Origin of the sequence: Polynucleobacter sp. MG-28-Ekke-A2, from assembly GCF_035012985.1 — a bacterium.
Classification (GTDB): domain Bacteria; phylum Pseudomonadota; class Gammaproteobacteria; order Burkholderiales; family Burkholderiaceae; genus Polynucleobacter.
This window is the reverse complement of sequence record NZ_JAYGQU010000001.1, coordinates 196989-211609: the sequence shown is the minus strand read 5'-3', so window position 1 is coordinate 211609 and position 14621 is coordinate 196989. Positions and strand designations below refer to the sequence as shown.

The 14621-nt window shown below is 46.2% G+C and carries 18 protein-coding genes and 1 tRNA gene; 8 read left to right on the top strand and 11 right to left on the bottom strand.

The window, feature by feature from the left end; genetic code table 11:
- Positions 1-1212, bottom strand: coding sequence for a phosphoglycerate kinase (locus VC188_RS01145; protein WP_323482758.1), 1212 nt, complete (start codon positions 1210-1212; stop codon positions 1-3).
- 209 nt (positions 1213-1421) lie between these two features.
- Between VC188_RS01145 and VC188_RS01140 the strand changes: the two genes are divergently transcribed.
- The 5 genes from VC188_RS01140 to VC188_RS01120 are packed head-to-tail and all read left to right on the top strand — an operon-like array spanning position 1422 to position 4728.
- Positions 1422-2345, top strand: a complete 924-nt coding sequence (locus VC188_RS01140) for a branched-chain amino acid transaminase (protein ID WP_323482757.1) — start codon at positions 1422-1424, stop codon at positions 2343-2345.
- Between the two features lie 23 nt (positions 2346-2368).
- Positions 2369-2557: a zinc-finger domain-containing protein gene (locus VC188_RS01135; RefSeq protein ID WP_072582777.1), complete on the top strand. Its 189-nt coding sequence runs from the start codon at positions 2369-2371 to the stop codon at positions 2555-2557.
- Between the two features lie 46 nt (positions 2558-2603).
- Positions 2604-3644, top strand: a complete 1041-nt coding sequence (waaF, locus tag VC188_RS01130; protein WP_323482756.1) for a lipopolysaccharide heptosyltransferase II — start codon at positions 2604-2606, stop codon at positions 3642-3644.
- Positions 3645-3661: 17 nt separating this feature from the next.
- Positions 3662-4096: a YybH family protein gene (locus tag VC188_RS01125; RefSeq protein WP_323482755.1), complete on the top strand. Its 435-nt coding sequence runs from the start codon at positions 3662-3664 to the stop codon at positions 4094-4096.
- Between the two features lie 5 nt (positions 4097-4101).
- Positions 4102-4728 (top strand): DUF2946 family protein, encoded by a 627-nt coding sequence (locus VC188_RS01120; protein WP_323482754.1) that lies wholly within the window; start codon positions 4102-4104, stop codon positions 4726-4728.
- Here VC188_RS01120 and VC188_RS01115 read toward each other — a convergent pair.
- Positions 4725-6416, bottom strand: a complete 1692-nt coding sequence (locus VC188_RS01115) for a M48 family metalloprotease (protein WP_323482753.1) — start codon at positions 6414-6416, stop codon at positions 4725-4727. The two genes, VC188_RS01120 and VC188_RS01115, sit on opposite strands and share 4 nt — an antisense overlap.
- 32 nt (positions 6417-6448) lie before the next feature.
- On the opposite strand from VC188_RS01115, the gene moaC reads away from it, so the two are divergent.
- Positions 6449-6925, top strand: coding sequence for a cyclic pyranopterin monophosphate synthase MoaC (moaC, locus tag VC188_RS01110; protein ID WP_215321003.1), 477 nt, complete (start codon positions 6449-6451; stop codon positions 6923-6925).
- A 55-nt stretch (positions 6926-6980) separates the two neighbouring features.
- Here the strand turns inward: moaC and VC188_RS01105 are convergent, their stop codons facing one another.
- From VC188_RS01105 to VC188_RS01065, 9 genes are all read right to left on the bottom strand, one after another.
- Positions 6981-7493 (bottom strand): pilin, encoded by a 513-nt coding sequence (locus tag VC188_RS01105; protein WP_215321005.1) that lies wholly within the window; start codon positions 7491-7493, stop codon positions 6981-6983.
- A gap of 127 nt (positions 7494-7620) precedes the next feature.
- Entirely contained in the window at positions 7621-8322 is a 702-nt protein-coding gene (locus tag VC188_RS01100) for a TerC family protein (RefSeq protein ID WP_215321007.1), read from the bottom strand.
- A gap of 90 nt (positions 8323-8412) precedes the next feature.
- On the bottom strand, positions 8413-9306 hold the full coding sequence (gene sucD, locus VC188_RS01095) for a succinate--CoA ligase subunit alpha (protein WP_072582760.1): 894 nt from the start codon (positions 9304-9306) through the stop codon (positions 8413-8415).
- A gap of 15 nt (positions 9307-9321) precedes the next feature.
- Positions 9322-10491, bottom strand: coding sequence for an ADP-forming succinate--CoA ligase subunit beta (gene sucC / locus VC188_RS01090; RefSeq protein WP_011903667.1), 1170 nt, complete (start codon positions 10489-10491; stop codon positions 9322-9324).
- Positions 10492-10679: 188 nt separating this feature from the next.
- Positions 10680-11201 (bottom strand): recombination regulator RecX, encoded by a 522-nt coding sequence (gene recX / locus VC188_RS01085; protein WP_215321009.1) that lies wholly within the window; start codon positions 11199-11201, stop codon positions 10680-10682.
- Positions 11202-11205: 4 nt separating this feature from the next.
- Entirely contained in the window at positions 11206-12291 is a 1086-nt protein-coding gene (gene recA, locus VC188_RS01080) for a recombinase RecA (RefSeq protein WP_370623815.1), read from the bottom strand.
- Between the two features lie 114 nt (positions 12292-12405).
- Entirely contained in the window at positions 12406-12948 is a 543-nt protein-coding gene (locus VC188_RS01075) for a DUF2878 domain-containing protein (RefSeq protein ID WP_323482752.1), read from the bottom strand.
- A 54-nt stretch (positions 12949-13002) separates the two neighbouring features.
- Positions 13003-13079, bottom strand: a tRNA-Met gene (locus tag VC188_RS01070).
- Between the two features lie 78 nt (positions 13080-13157).
- Positions 13158-13589 carry a hypothetical protein gene (locus tag VC188_RS01065; RefSeq protein WP_323482751.1) on the bottom strand — a complete coding sequence of 144 codons (432 nt, stop codon included), beginning with the start codon at positions 13587-13589 and terminating at the stop codon, positions 13158-13160.
- A 60-nt stretch (positions 13590-13649) separates the two neighbouring features.
- On the opposite strand from VC188_RS01065, the gene VC188_RS01060 reads away from it, so the two are divergent.
- A complete protein-coding gene (locus tag VC188_RS01060) occupies positions 13650-13970 on the top strand; it encodes a DUF6150 family protein (protein ID WP_323482750.1) in 321 nt (106 codons plus the stop codon).
- A gap of 29 nt (positions 13971-13999) precedes the next feature.
- On the top strand, positions 14000-14611 hold the full coding sequence (locus tag VC188_RS01055) for an MOSC domain-containing protein (RefSeq protein ID WP_216155510.1): 612 nt from the start codon (positions 14000-14002) through the stop codon (positions 14609-14611).
- Positions 14612-14621 lie beyond the last annotated feature (10 nt).

Genomic DNA, 14621 nt, shown 5'->3' with positions numbered 1-14621 from the left:
TTAGTCTTTCGCTCTTTCGGCAAGTACTGCAAAGGCTGGCAAAGTTTTACCTTCCAAGAATTCTAAGAAGGCGCCGCCACCAGTGGAGATGTAATCCACTTGATTCTCGATACCGTACTTCGCAATTGCCGCCAAAGTATCGCCGCCACCAGCAATCGAAAATGCAGGTGAGTGCGCAATCGCAGCAGCTAACATCTTGGTGCCACCGCCAAATTGATCAATTTCAAATACACCCAATGGGCCATTCCAAACAATCGTGCCAGCATGAGCGAGCATGATGGATAAACGTGCAGCTGTCTTTGGGCCAATGTCCAAGATCATGTCATCTTCTGCAACCTGATCCGCAGGTACGCGGTTTGCACGGGCTAACGGAGACAATTCATTTGCAACCACAACATCCTCCGGAATCGGCACATGAGCGCCACGCTTTTCCATGATCTCCATAATCTCTCTCGCTTCATCAACTAAATCAGGCTCAGCGAGGGATTTACCAATAGGCAAACCTTTGGCCAGCATGAAGGTGTTCGCAATGCCGCCACCAACGATGAGCTCATCCACTTTCTCAGAGAGCGCTTTCAGAATCGTCAACTTAGAAGAAACTTTAGATCCAGCAACAATGGCGACTAGAGGACGTTTTGGGCTAGCTAATGCACGACTAAGAGCATCTAATTCAGCAGCCATCAAAGGACCGGCACACGCTACTGGTGCAAACTTCGCTACACCGTAGGTAGTAGCCTCAGCACGATGTGCTGTACCAAATGCATCGTTGACATACACATCACACAACGCAGCAATTTTTTTCGCTAATTCGTCGCTATTCTTTTTCTCACCCACATTGAGACGACAGTTTTCCAGCAAGACTACCTCGCCTGGATTCACTTCAAATCCGCCATCCACCCAATCACTAATTAATGGAACTTTGCGATTCAGCAAAGCGGCAATGCGATCGGCTACCGGAGCCAAACTATCTTCAGGCTTAAATTCCCCTTCAGTTGGACGACCTAAATGCGAAGTCACCATCACTGCCGCTCCAGCATCCAAACACATTTGTACGGCAGGCATCGATGCCCGAATACGCGTGTCTTCTGTAATATTGCCTGCCTCGTCTTGCGGAACATTCAAATCGGCACGGATGAATACCCGTTTACCCTTTAATTGACCTGATTGGGCTAATTCACTTAAACGCTTAACTTTAAATAAGGATTCCGGCATGAGTTTTGGTAAATAAGTGGTTTATGGGGAATGTTCCATTCTAAAGGCTGTGGCCCATCCACACCCGAGGATCCAAGCCGACAGACTCCCCTGCCTGCTCTACAATAAGGACTTAAATGCATTCTGGGCCGGAAGACCAAAAACTGCCAGCCTAGTGCTCTGCTTAAACCGCTTTTACAGATACTTAATAGACACAAAAGGTAAAGAAAATGTCGATGTCCGACCGCGATGGCTTTATTTGGACTGATGGGAAGCTAATTCCTTGGCGCGAGGCCAATATTCACGTGTTAACCCATAGCCTGCACTATGGAATGGGCGTATTTGAGGGTATTCGAGCCTATAAAACCCCCCAGGGAACTGCGATTTTCCGCCTCCCAGAGCATGTAAAGCGCCTTTTTAACGGCACTAAGATCTTCCAAATGAACATGCCTTATAGCCCAGAAGAGATCACCAAGGGCATTATTGACGTGGTCAACAGCAATAAGCTCGAAGCCTGCTATATCCGCCCAATTATCTTTATCGGCTCCCAAAAACTGGGAATCTCCCCTAAAGGCAACAGCATCCACACCTCAATCGCCGCTTGGGAATGGGGTGCCTATTTGGGTGAAGATGGCCTAAATAAGGGTATTCGGGTTAAAACCTCCTCATTTACACGTCATTTCGTCAATTCTTCACTAGTTCGTGCCAAGGCATCGGGCTACTACATCAACTCCATTTTGGCCAACCAAGAGGTGACAGCCAATGGATATGACGAGGCTTTATTGCTTGATACCGAAGGTTACGTATCTGAAGGCTCCGGTGAAAACCTCTTTATGGTTCGCAACGGAGTTGTTTACACACCAGATTTAGCCTCATGCTTAGATGGCATCACACGTGACTCCGTTATCCAGATCGCCAAAGATCTTGGCTATGAAATTCGTGAAAAACGTCTGACTCGCGACGAAGTCTATTCTGCTGATGAGGCTTTCTTCACTGGTACTGCTGCTGAAGTAACTCCTATTCGCGAATTAGATGACCGCACTATTGGTGATGGCAAACGTGGTCCTATCACTGAGAAAATTCAGAAGACGTATTTCGATGCTGTCTACGGCAGAGATCCTAAATACAAATCTTGGCTCACTTACGTTAAATAATTTCAGCAATTAGGAAACAGCACATGACTCAAGCTCAAGTGGTTATGGTGGATGGCAAGGATTTACCTTTACATTGCCCCACCAATAAAACTCCAGCATGGAACTCACATCCACGCGTTTTTTTAGACATCACCGAGACCGGTGAAGCAAAGTGCCCATACTGTGGCACAGAGTACAAACTCATTCCCGGCACTGAGCCGCACGGTCACTAAGCCTTATCAGCACCTCTTCTCGAGGTGCTGAGTCGGGATACATTACATGCACGGTATTCTGATCATTGCCCCAAACTGGATTGGGGATGCTGTGATGACTGAGCCATTATTGGCATCCGTCAAAGAGCAATATCCAGAAGCAAACATTGACGTACTCGCCAGCACCTGGGTTGCTCCAATTTATCGCGCTTGCCCTGAAGTACATGAAGTCATCGAAGCTAAGTTTGAACACAAACAATTGCAGTGGAGCTTACGCAAAAAACTAGCAAAAGAACTGGCGATAAAAAAATATCAAGCCTGTTTTATATTGCCTAACAGCCTGAAATCAGCGCTCATTCCTTGGCTCGCTAATATTCCTTTTAGGGTTGGCTATCGTGGTGAATTACGCTTTGGCTTAATCAACTTATCACTAGATAACCCTAGCAAGGTGAATCGCCCACCTATGGTGGATCACTATCTTGCATTAAGCCAACTTCTCAATGAAGGACAGGTTGCATCAACATTAAGCAATCTTGTACCCAGGTTAAATGTATCCTCTACCGCTAATCAATCGGTACAGACCAAATTACTCAATGCCAAAGTTGATCCAGCTAATGTCTACGTGATGTGCCCTGGCGCTGAGTACGGTCCAACGAAACGCTGGCCTACAAGTCACTTTGCACAATTAGCTCAACAACTCATTGCCAGCAATCCGCATAGTCAAATCATTCTTTTGGGCAGCAAAGGTGATAACGCGCTTGCCCAAGAAATTCAGTTCCAGGCAAAGCAAGATAGTCATATTTATAACTGGTGTGGAGATACTTCACTAGATGAAGCGATTGCCCTGATTGGCATGAGTAAAGCGGTTATCAGCAATGACTCCGGGTTAATGCACATTGCAGCAGCCCTCAAAACTCCTCAAGTTGCTATTTTTGGATCAAGCGACCCAGCCCATACCCCACCCTTGTCAGACAAAGCCAAGGTAATTTGGTTAAACCTCCCTTGTAGTCCCTGCCATAAAAGAGAATGTCCGCTGGGTCACTTAAAGTGCTTAAACGACATCTTGCCGGAACAAGTATTCGCTACACTGAATACCTTGCAGCCATAACCCAGGAACAGTAAGCCATGACCAAACTTGCCAGACTCTTTCACAGTGCGGACGATGTTGTCGAAGCATGGCGAGATGCCTTACGTCATCGTGATATTCAAGGCGCTCTGGATATTTGGTTGGATGATGACTCCATTACCTGCGTTCTGCCCGAAGGGCATCGCCTAACAGGTCACGCAGAAATTCGTGAGGGCCTAGAGAGACTACTCTCCAAGCAACCTTTATTTCTAGAGCCGATTGCTTGCATTAGCCACTCCGTTTTAGGTGCTTCTGTATATGACACCACTGAAGCCGTTCATCTGAGAGCCGATCAAGTTGAAGCGGAATTTTTTCTGAACATCACACTCGTCCTGCTACAAGACAGTCAGGGCTGGCGCATTGCGCATTTACATGCCAGCCACTCCACAGAAGACACCTTCGACGCGCCGTCTACACCACACGGTTTGCATTAAACATCATGGATGATCAAGTGCTTCGGTCACTCATAAAGTGGCCTAATGTACCTGATTGCTATGGTTGGCTTGCTTTAGATCGCCGCGGTCAATGGCGCATGCGGGATGAGTTCACGCAACAAAATCATCTTCCTGGAAAAGTGATTCAACATGCTGCCCTCAATGAATTCATTATTCGAAACTATGCTTGCGATGAGATTGGCAGATACTTCTTCCAGAATGGCCCGCAACGCGTTTTTATTACCCTAGATGCAACCCCTTGGATAGCTCGAATCACCCCAAGTGAAACCGGTCAGCATCTGATAAATCAATGCCATCAAACCATGGAGCCTGCTGCTGCACTAAGCGATGAAAAAGGCAATATTTATATTGTTGGCACAGTAGATCAAACGATTTATGGCAACAATAAAAGCATTAGCAATAACAATCAATTTATTAGAAGAGATAGCCAAACGGTCGCCTTATTGCATGACCATGATTTAGAGCATTTTTCTGAGCTAGCTAAGTTACGCGAAGAGGCTTGTAGCTTTGGCGGCTCTTGGAATTGGCAAGGAAAACAACTGCCTCTAGACCCCATTCATTCTGATGAACTCGCCTCTCGCTTTAACTATATAGCGCAGCCACGGCCTTAGCCAGGCATCTGCTTGCCTTGCTCCTTGAGCTCATCTTGATACTGGCGCTGCATTTCTCGTAAACGGGCATCAATGCTCGAGCCTTGATAAAAATCGGCGCCACCTGCTGATCTAGCAATACGGAGTTGTTCAATTGCCGAAGGCCAAGCGCCCTCAAGAGCGTATTTTTCTCCGAGCGCGTAATGACGCATGGGAATATTGCCGGCTTGATCATAGGATTGAGATAGTAGATTCCACCACACTACTTCGTTAGGCTGAGCTCTCGTGCGCGCCTTTAACCAAGTAATCGCATCATTGGTGCGGCCGAGTTTTAAATCCGCATTAATCATGGCGGCACCAGCAGCGTATGACTGGGGGTAAGCACGCAAAGTCGCTTGGGCTATTTGCAATGCCTCCTCCCCTTTGCCTTTTGCCAGGGCAAGCTCAGAGGCAGTGATATCCAGAGATAGACTCTGTCTTTGAATAGGTGATCCTGGTGCACTTGCCTTCTGAGCTAGATTGCGGGCTTGCTGCAAATCAGCCTCTGCTTGGTCTATTTTTCCTTGGCGCTGCGCTATCAAGGCTAGTCCATAAAAACCCTCTAACTGCTTACCAATCGGCTGCTGTTTACTCAAACTCTCAAAGGTATTTTTTAAGTCGTACATTCCACTAGATGTTCCAGCCTGCTCCATGCGCGCACGAGCCTTAATAAAATAGAACTCGACCGACGTAGGCACATTACGCGTTGCAACTGTGCGCGCCCTATCTTGCATATCCGCAATACGGTCGGTTGTTAGGGGATGGGTACGGACGTAAGCGGGGACGCCCTTATCCATAATGCCGGTGGCTTTTTGTAAGCGTTGAAAAAATCCTGGCGCGCCATTGACGTCATATCCACTGGCATCTAATATCTGAAAGCCAACACGATCAGCCTCGCGCTCGGCGTCTCTCGAATAAGAGAGTTGATTATTCACTGCCACTGCTTGCCCACCTTGCATCAAGCCAGCTCCGGCCTGCGGGTTGCGAGACATTGCCAATGCACCGAGCACCATACCGGCAATGGCAATCATGGTATTGGTTGTTTGCTTATCCATCTGACGTGCCAAATGGCGCTGCAAAACGTGGCCAGTTTCATGACCCATTACAGAGGCAACTTCAGAATCCGATTCGGCACTCACAATCAAACCCGTATGAAATCCAATAAATCCACCAGGTAATGCAAACGCATTTATGCTGCTGTCTTTAACAGCAAATACCTCAAAGTTATAGGCGCCACTTCCCTGTTCATTAGCGCCACCAAGTTGTAACTTTTTAGCGGCTTGTAATAAGCGACGCTCCATCTGATTTAAAAAATCGTAGAGCGGCAAATCATTTGAATAATCGGGATCTGGACGAATCTGGCGCATGATCATCTCGCCATACTTACGCTCGTCCACTCGACTTAAGGCATCGCCACCTGGATCACCCATATCTGGCAAAACAATAGTGGGCTGACTTTGAATCGTGCTACGCGTCAGCGCATTAGTAGGGCGAGCGTCTGGTGATTGCATTGCCCTACCGATATTCTGAATAGCGGCTGAATTACCCTCTACTGACACATCACCAGCAGGGGTAGCTGCATATGCAGGGAACCCAGAGCAAGCCAATCCCAGCATCAGCTGAATAGCCAAAGCGCGGTACAAAAAAGAGGTTTTTGGAACTGACTTCATGTCTTGCATCTCTATATGGTAAAACTTATCCCATGAACAAACTAACTCATTTTGATGCCAGCGGGCAAGCCCACATGGTAAACGTTGGCGATAAACCGAATACCCACCGCATAGCCATTGCCACCGGCAAGATCACCATGTTTCCCGAAACCTTCAAGATGGTAGAGGCTGGCACCCACAAAAAGGGTGATGTTTTAGGAATCGCCAGAATTGCAGGTATTCAGGCATCCAAGAGAACATCAGACCTCATTCCTTTATGCCATCCGCTTGCGCTAACTCACGTTAGCCTGGAGTTCCAAACCAATCCAAGTGAAAACAGCATCAGCTGCCAAGTCAGAACAGAAACCACCGGGCCAACCGGCGTAGAAATGGAAGCGCTCACTGCAGTCCAAGTCGCCCTTCTCACAATCTACGATATGTGCAAAGCAGTAGACCGAGGGATGGTCATGGGTGATGTCAAACTACTTGAGAAAAGTGGCGGCAAGAGCGGGGAATGGAAGGCCGCTTGAATTCTCCAATTCAACAATAAAAAGCCGCTCATGAAGCGGCTCTTTATTTAGTTCCTTATTTACTTATTCTGCATTCTGAAGGCAGTAACTGCGGTATCAGATTAGTCTCCGAAGACCTACATGACCAACCACCCGCCCAAGTTGCTCCCTCTGGCCTGGACAAATCAATGGGCTTAGGCGAATTTGCATCCGGCTCGTTAGTTGGCACTAAATGAAGTGTATTTTTACCTTCAGGCGCCACGCTGACTTGATAGTCAATCGCAATCGCACCCGAGGGTGTGATCTCAATTAACTTAACGCTGCGTGTTGGCGTAAAAGTAAAACCGCCATTCGTTGCATCATCCATCGGAACAGTGCCGCGACTTGCAAAAGCTTCTGTCACCGCAAGCTTAGCGCTTGAGGATAAATTCATACCTTCTACAACCCTACTTCGAGCAATGTAGTCTTGATACTGAGGAACGGCTACCGCAACCAAAATGCCAATGATGGCCACAACCACCATTACCTCAATCAAGGTAAATCCAACTTCTTCACTGTTTTCTAGTTTTTGAATATCTTGAATCTGCATATTTTCTAGCTCCCGGGGTCAAATGCCTCATCATCGAGTCTAAACCTTTAATTCTCAAGATATTCAGTCGTAAAAAAAGCCAGCTTTTATCGCTGGCTTTTCTGATTCGAGGGAAGGCTGAAGAATCTTATGCTTTAGCGCGATTCTTTTTCTTCAAATAGGTACCAAGCAAGATCACAATAGCAACTCCAATGCCCTCAAAAATCATGTGAGCATCTTCCATCGCGCCTTGAATAGAATCTTTGATTGCCGGGTCTTCCACCAACATACCGCCAGCCAATAAGCCCAATAAACCAGCACCCAAAGTAATAATGACTGGGAAGCGATCCATTACTTTAAGAAGCATGGTGCTACCAAAGATGATCAACGGAATAGAAAGACCAAGACCAATGATTAAAAGGGCTAAACGAGTTTCTTCAGGACCCTTTTGAGCAGCGGCAGCTACAGCAATAACGTTATCCAAACTCATCACTAAGTCCGCTACCAATATTGTGCGTATCGCGCCCCAGATATTGGAGTGGCCATCCATCTCTGCTTCATCATCGCTATCGGCTAATAATTGCACGCCAATGTAGACCAGCAAAATAGCGCCAACGATTTTCAGATAAGGAAGGCTGAGGAGTTGTACCGCAGTGATTGTCAAGATCACACGCAAAATAATGGCTGCTGCACTACCCCAAAAAATTGCTTTCTTTTGTTGATTTGCTGGCAGATTGCGTGATGCTAATGCAATCACTACTGCGTTATCACCTGATAACAATATGTTGGCAACAATGATTGACAAAAGTGCAGCCCAAAATGCAGGGCCTGAAAATACTGAAAAATCCATGAGTCGTCTCCCTACGTTATTTTTATGTTTTAACTGCGGACACTACAAAAAAGGATGCTGTTTTATCAGCACCCTTTTCCTTATTGCTAATTACAACATTGCCTTTAGTAAAGCAGCCATCTCTGAAGGGTTCTTCGTTACTTTGAAGCCACACTCTTCCATTACAGCAAGCTTGGCATCCGCAGTATCCGCACCACCAGAAATCAAGGCACCTGCGTGACCCATACGCTTGCCTGGAGGCGCTGTTACGCCGGCGATAAAGCCAACTACCGGTTTCTTCATATTGTCTTTGCACCAGCGAGCAGCTTCCGCCTCGTCTGGACCGCCGATTTCGCCAATCATGATCACAGCATCTGTTTCTGGATCTTCATTGAACATTCTCATGATGTCGATGTGCTTTAAGCCGTTAATTGGGTCGCCACCAATACCAACTGCTGTGGACTGACCTAAGCCAATAGCTGTCAACTGACCAACTGCTTCATAAGTCAATGTACCGGAACGGCTAACAACACCAATGCGGCCTTTCTTATGAATATGGCCAGGCATGATGCCGATCTTGAGTTCGTCTGGAGTGATGATGCCCGGGCAGTTAGGGCCCAGTAATAAAGTCTTCTTACCTCCAGCAGCTTCCTTAGCATGCATCTTGTTACGCACTTCAAGCATGTCGCGCACTGGAATGCCCTCAGTGATACAGATCACAAAGTCGAGGTCAGCTTCAACAGCTTCCCAAATCGCAGCAGCAGCACCAGGAGGCGGAACATAGATAACGGAAGTCGTTGCACCAGTTTGCTGAGCAGCTTCTTTAACAGTCCCATAAATAGGAATATTAAAAATAGACTCACCCGCTTTTTTAGGGTTTACACCTGCAACAAAACAATTTTTACCGTTTGCGTATTCCTGACATTTTTCAGTATGGAACTGACCGGTCTTACCAGTAATACCTTGTGTAATGACTTTGGTGTTTTTATTGATCAAAATAGACATATTGAAATTCCTGGATTATTTGTTTTTGGCAACAGCAGCAACTACCTTGGTAGCAGCTTCAGCCATTGAATCGGCGCTAATAATTGGCAAACCAGAGTCTGCAAGAATTTTCTTGCCTAGCTCTTCATTTGTACCTTTCATACGCACAACCAAAGGTACTGTTAGGTTGACTGCTTTACATGCAGTCACAACGCCGTCAGCAATCACGTCGCAACGCATAATGCCGCCGAAGATGTTGACCAAAATTGCCTCAACACTCTTGTTCTTCAACATGATCTTGAATGCTTCAGTTACTTTTTCTGCTGTAGCACCGCCACCAACGTCCAAGAAGTTCGCTGGCTCGCCACCGAACAACTTAATGGTGTCCATTGTCGCCATCGCCAAGCCTGCACCGTTCACTAAACAGCCGATATTGCCGTCTAATGAGATGTAAGCGAGGTCAAATTTAGAGGCTTCAATTTCAGCAGCATCTTCTTCATCAATGTCGCGGTACGCAACGATTTCTGGATGACGGAACAATGCGTTTGGATCAAAGTTGAACTTCGCGTCCAAAGCCTTGATCTTGCCGTTACCCTCAAGAATCAATGGGTTGATTTCAACCAGTGAAGCATCGGTATCCCAGTAAGTCTTGTACAAGTTCTTGAATACATCGCGAGCCATTGGGATGGATGCCTCGGGCACGCCAATACCTTTAGCAACGATATCGCAATCCGCATCTGTCAAGCCAACCATTGGATCAACAAATACTTTAATAATTTTTTCTGGATGAGATTCGGCAACTTCCTCAATATCCATACCACCTTCGCTAGAAGCCATGATCACATTCTTCTGTGTTCCGCGGTCTGTAACGATGCTGAAGTAATACTCTTTTTTAATGTCAGCGCCATCCTCAATGAGGAGACGATTTACTTTTTGACCTTCTGGTCCAGTTTGATGCGTCTTGAGTTGCATGCCCAAAATTTCAGAAGCGTATTTTTTCACTTCATCCATGCTTCTTGCTAACTTCACGCCGCCACCTTTACCGCGACCACCAGCATGAATCTGGGCCTTCACAACCCATACTGGGCCACCCAGTTTTTCAGCAGCCTTCACCGCCTCATCAACACTGAATGCAGGGATGCCATTAGGAACTGGCACATTAAATTGGCGAAGAAGTTCTTTGCCTTGGTACTCGTGAATTTTCATAATTACTCCGAAACGGTATCTTTTTTAGCAAGCGATGAGGATTAGTTAAACCGATGTTGCCTTGCTCCCAAACTTACTCTAGAAATAGCTAAATTAGCCAAATTTGAATAAATGCGAACGGCTTGACCGACTTCATAAGTCTAGCATGCTGCAATGCCGCAAATTGCCTCTACGGATCCGTAATTGCCCTAGTCTGGGCTTTGACCGCCAATCACTTTTGCCACCACTTCCGAGCCAAAACCCTTCGATGCCAAGAAGCGGTACTGCCTAGCCCTCTCCTTTTGGTCCTGAGCGCGTATGCCGTATTTCCTGGTCCAGAGATCAAAGGCGCGCTGAAACTCGGTCTCTTTTAAGGCCCCAAGAAGTACAGCTGACTTTTTGGCATCCACCCCAGCCCTATCGAGTTCATCGGCAATCTTTCTCATCCCGTAGCGCTCGCTACGGCGGCGAACCAGCGCTTCAGCAAAACGCTCGTCAGACAACCAGCCTCTTGCCTCAAAGTCGTCCAAAACCGCTTCAATCTGAGAATCTCTGGATTCAGGCGTTTGCTCAGCCTGCTCACCGCCTAACTTACCCCATCTTGCTTCTGATTCTGCCAACTTTGCGGCTAAGCCTTTGCGACTGTATTCTCGCTGCGACAAAAGGCGCAAAGCCCGAGCTTTGAGACTCGGGCTTTGTTTAACCTTCTGATTACTACTTAACTCTTGCATCGAATTATTCGACTTCCTCTTCCTCGCTCAACACATCCGTTACTACTGCTGAACCGGATTTAACGCCTAATTTCTCGCGAATTCTTGCTTCGATATCTTTAGCAATGGCTGGGTTCTCTTTTAAGAACTCGCGCACATTGTCTTTACCTTGACCAATGCGATCACCGTTATAGCTATACCAAGAGCCTGACTTTTCAACGAGGTCAGCTTCTACACCCATATCAATAATTTCACCCTCTCTAGAGATGCCAGCACCGTACATAATGTCAAAAATTGCTTCGCGGAATGGAGGAGAAACTTTGTTCTTCACAACCTTCACGCGGGTTTCATTACCAACAACCTCATCGCCTTTTTTGATGCTACCAATACGACGGATATCTAAACGCATAGAGGCGTAGAACTTCAGCGCATTACCACCAGTAGTGGTTTCTGGGGAACCAAACATCACACCAATCTTCATACGAATCTGGTTAATGAAGATCACAGTAGTGTTGGTACGCTTGATAGCACCAGTTAACTTACGTAAAGCCTGACTCATCAAACGGGCTTGCAAGCCTGGTAAAGAATCACCCATATCGCCTTCGATCTCAGCCCTTGGAACCAAAGCAGCAACAGAGTCAATGACGATTAAATCAATAGAGCCTGAGCGAACTAATGCATCTGCAATTTCTAACGCTTGTTCACCAGTGTCTGGTTGAGAGATCAACAAATTATTTACATCCACGCCGAGACGAGATGCGTACTGCACATCTAACGCGTGCTCTGCGTCAATAAATGCGCAAGTGCCGCCAAGCTTTTGCATTTCTGCAATCGCATGTAATGTCAAAGTAGTTTTGCCAGAAGATTCTGGACCGTAGATTTCAATCACGCGACCACGCGCAAGACCACCAACTCCAAGAGCGATATCTAATCCGAGTGAACCGCTAGACACCACCTGAATGTCTTGGCTAATCTCAGCATCGCCCAATCTCATGATTGAGCCTTTGCCAAACTGTTTCTCAATTTGTGCCAGTGCTGCAGTTAATGCTTTTTGCTTGTCTCCGCTCATTCCTTCAAATTCTGAAGAGGCTGATTGCTTTTTGTTATCCAAGGCCATTTTTTATTCCCTTTTCGCTATGTACTGGGCTTTTTCCCGAAGTTTTATCTACTGTGTAACAACTTAGGAGTTACTGTATATAAAAACAGTGGTCTTTGCAAGCGTCTTTTAAACTGAATTTACGGATTTTTGACTAGGTTGCACTTGATTGACTCGGTCCCAATAGAAAAAGAGGGGTATAGCAATAGCCCAGACCACCCCAACCAGGATAAATCCAGCAATTTCACTGCCAGGAACCCAGGATCCGGCCCCCATGCGAATACCAGCCTCATAGGACATCGGACCAGCAATGCCGCCTAAAACAGCCCCTAAAACAGGCCTGCCGCGCAACCAAGTCAAGGAGCCATTAATGGTGGTTGCCACTAAAACCCACAGGACCCACATCCAGAGAGGCGATAAATACGGTGACGGCCAATCATTCCGAAAATCCAAGTAGCCCATATGCATGATGAGAGTATCGGCCACCAAACCAAAGACAAAGGCTTTCAATAAAAGGCTGATTTCTGTTTTGGGAGAAGGTGAACGCCAGGCGTGGAAAGCAATATAGGCTAGGGTAGCAACTACCGCCCAAAGCACGTCTTTATTGGCTGCGCCCAATACACAGGCAAACCAACCAAGCTGGAAAATAACAAAGTTCCAAAATTTAGCCATATACCTAGCAACCTAAGAAAAAGGCCACTGCCGAGGGGCAATGGCCTTTAGATTTGGTGGCGAATCAGGGATTTGAACCCCGGACCTGCGGATTATGATTCCGTCGCTCTAACCAGCTGAGCTAATTCGCCGAACTCGCTATTGTAAATGATCGGAATGCATCTGTCTAAACCAATCCAACCCTATGGCCGCTGGAGGTGCTCAAATCCCTATTTGATCTGAAAGGTGCTGACAGCCTCATCTCGGCCATAAAGGACATTAAATTCGATTTTCTTGGCTAAAAAGAGCTTTTTAAGCACTTCATCCTTGTTCTCAAACACAATCGCGGTTTGTTCAGGGTAATGCGAAAAAGGGTCGCTATTGACGTCTACCGCCACCCCATCAATCTTGATTTGCTTGATTGAGCGTTTATAAAATTTATCGGGACGTATAAAAATGAGGCGCTTTACATATTTATCTAAGACGAGCTTTTGACCCTGCTCATTAGTCTTGAAATAGTAGACCAACTCCTCTTTGCCGTTGGTAGTCATGTCGCGCTCTTCATCCCATTTAGCGTAAATGCTTGAACTCGCTATGGCACAAAGAAATATCAAGGCCAATTGGCTCAATACAAAAACGGATTTCTTTTGAGAGGAATTCATCCCGTGATCATATCAGCCAGATGAACACCTAAAAAGTAGAAAGCGTAATATTCTCAAATAATGAATTCATTTCTCTTGCGCCTTCTCAGTTTCCTGCTCTTGAGTAACTGCTTCCCTATCGCCGCTTCTGCAGCCCAAATCTTCATCACCAATTACCCATCAGAGGCCAATGCCAAAGTCTTTGTCACAAAGTACCAATCCGAAGCAAACTGCATTGTGTATGACACCCAATACTCCAGTGATAACGATCCGGGTGTTTGGTTCTATACAAAATACAAGGGCGATGCCCGTGCCGTGATTTATTACACCCAATATAAGTCTGAAGCTGATCTCATTGTGTATTTCACTAAGTACAAAAGTGAAGCTCGCTGCCGTTACTAATAAATATCTCTTAAGCCCCCATTCATCTCATGAGACTTCTTTCTATATCCACCGGCAAAGTAGCTCCTTTATTTGGCAATCACCACCCTAATTACAAATCAGTTGCTTCAGCCATTCGCAAGAAGGTGGTCAGTGATTTAGAAAATCCTGTTCTAGTTGAAATTACTCCACTGGGAATTAAAGGTGATGAGCAAGCTGACCTATCAGTACACGGCGGAATTGAAAAAGCCATTTATGTTTATCCAGCAGAGCATTACATTTTCTGGAATCAACTACTCACCAGAGAAACTAAGCAGCCAGTTGATTTGCAATATGGTGCCATCGGTGAGAACTTCACGATCGAAGGCCTGCTAGAAACAGAAGTGTTTGTTGGGGATAAATTGGTTGTTGGCGAGCTTGAATTTGCTGTAGTCAAACTACGTGAGCCTTGCTTCAAATTCAACGCTGCCGTTGGTTATAAGGGTGCAAGCAAAGCCATGCTGCAGTCTGGCTTTAGTGGTTGGTATTTGCGGGTACTCAAAACTGGAGCTCTCACTGCTGGAGCTGAAATTACTTTAATTCCAGGTTCAAGAGAAATCTCTATTGCCCAGCAAAATCAAAAGCTTTTAAACGGTCGCAATCAAAAAGATTTGTGGGAATAAAAAAACCCGA

What these genes read in the sequence shown, in the direction of transcription:
- sucC (WP_011903667.1), bottom strand. Translation starts at nt 10,491, where the DNA reads ATGAAAATTCACGAGTACCAAGGCAAAGAACTTCTTCGCCAATTTAAT.
- VC188_RS01120 (WP_323482754.1), top strand. Translation starts at nt 4,102, where the DNA reads ATGGATGATCAAGTGCTTCGGTCACTCATAAAGTGGCCTAATGTACCT.
- VC188_RS01065 (WP_323482751.1), bottom strand. Translation starts at nt 13,589, where the DNA reads ATGAATTCCTCTCAAAAGAAATCCGTTTTTGTATTGAGCCAATTGGCC.
- VC188_RS01125 (WP_323482755.1), top strand. Translation starts at nt 3,662, where the DNA reads ATGACCAAACTTGCCAGACTCTTTCACAGTGCGGACGATGTTGTCGAA.
- VC188_RS01055 (WP_216155510.1), top strand. Translation starts at nt 14,000, where the DNA reads ATGAGACTTCTTTCTATATCCACCGGCAAAGTAGCTCCTTTATTTGGC.
- recX (WP_215321009.1), bottom strand. Translation starts at nt 11,201, where the DNA reads ATGCAAGAGTTAAGTAGTAATCAGAAGGTTAAACAAAGCCCGAGTCTC.
- VC188_RS01145 (WP_323482758.1), bottom strand. Translation starts at nt 1,212, where the DNA reads ATGCCGGAATCCTTATTTAAAGTTAAGCGTTTAAGTGAATTAGCCCAA.
- VC188_RS01115 (WP_323482753.1), bottom strand. Translation starts at nt 6,416, where the DNA reads ATGAAGTCAGTTCCAAAAACCTCTTTTTTGTACCGCGCTTTGGCTATT.
- VC188_RS01060 (WP_323482750.1), top strand. Translation starts at nt 13,650, where the DNA reads ATGAATTCATTTCTCTTGCGCCTTCTCAGTTTCCTGCTCTTGAGTAAC.
- VC188_RS01075 (WP_323482752.1), bottom strand. Translation starts at nt 12,948, where the DNA reads ATGGCTAAATTTTGGAACTTTGTTATTTTCCAGCTTGGTTGGTTTGCC.
- VC188_RS01140 (WP_323482757.1), top strand. Translation starts at nt 1,422, where the DNA reads ATGTCGATGTCCGACCGCGATGGCTTTATTTGGACTGATGGGAAGCTA.
- sucD (WP_072582760.1), bottom strand. Translation starts at nt 9,306, where the DNA reads ATGTCTATTTTGATCAATAAAAACACCAAAGTCATTACACAAGGTATT.
- waaF (WP_323482756.1), top strand. Translation starts at nt 2,604, where the DNA reads ATGCACGGTATTCTGATCATTGCCCCAAACTGGATTGGGGATGCTGTG.
- VC188_RS01135 (WP_072582777.1), top strand. Translation starts at nt 2,369, where the DNA reads ATGACTCAAGCTCAAGTGGTTATGGTGGATGGCAAGGATTTACCTTTA.
- moaC (WP_215321003.1), top strand. Translation starts at nt 6,449, where the DNA reads ATGAACAAACTAACTCATTTTGATGCCAGCGGGCAAGCCCACATGGTA.
- VC188_RS01100 (WP_215321007.1), bottom strand. Translation starts at nt 8,322, where the DNA reads ATGGATTTTTCAGTATTTTCAGGCCCTGCATTTTGGGCTGCACTTTTG.
- VC188_RS01105 (WP_215321005.1), bottom strand. Translation starts at nt 7,493, where the DNA reads ATGCAGATTCAAGATATTCAAAAACTAGAAAACAGTGAAGAAGTTGGA.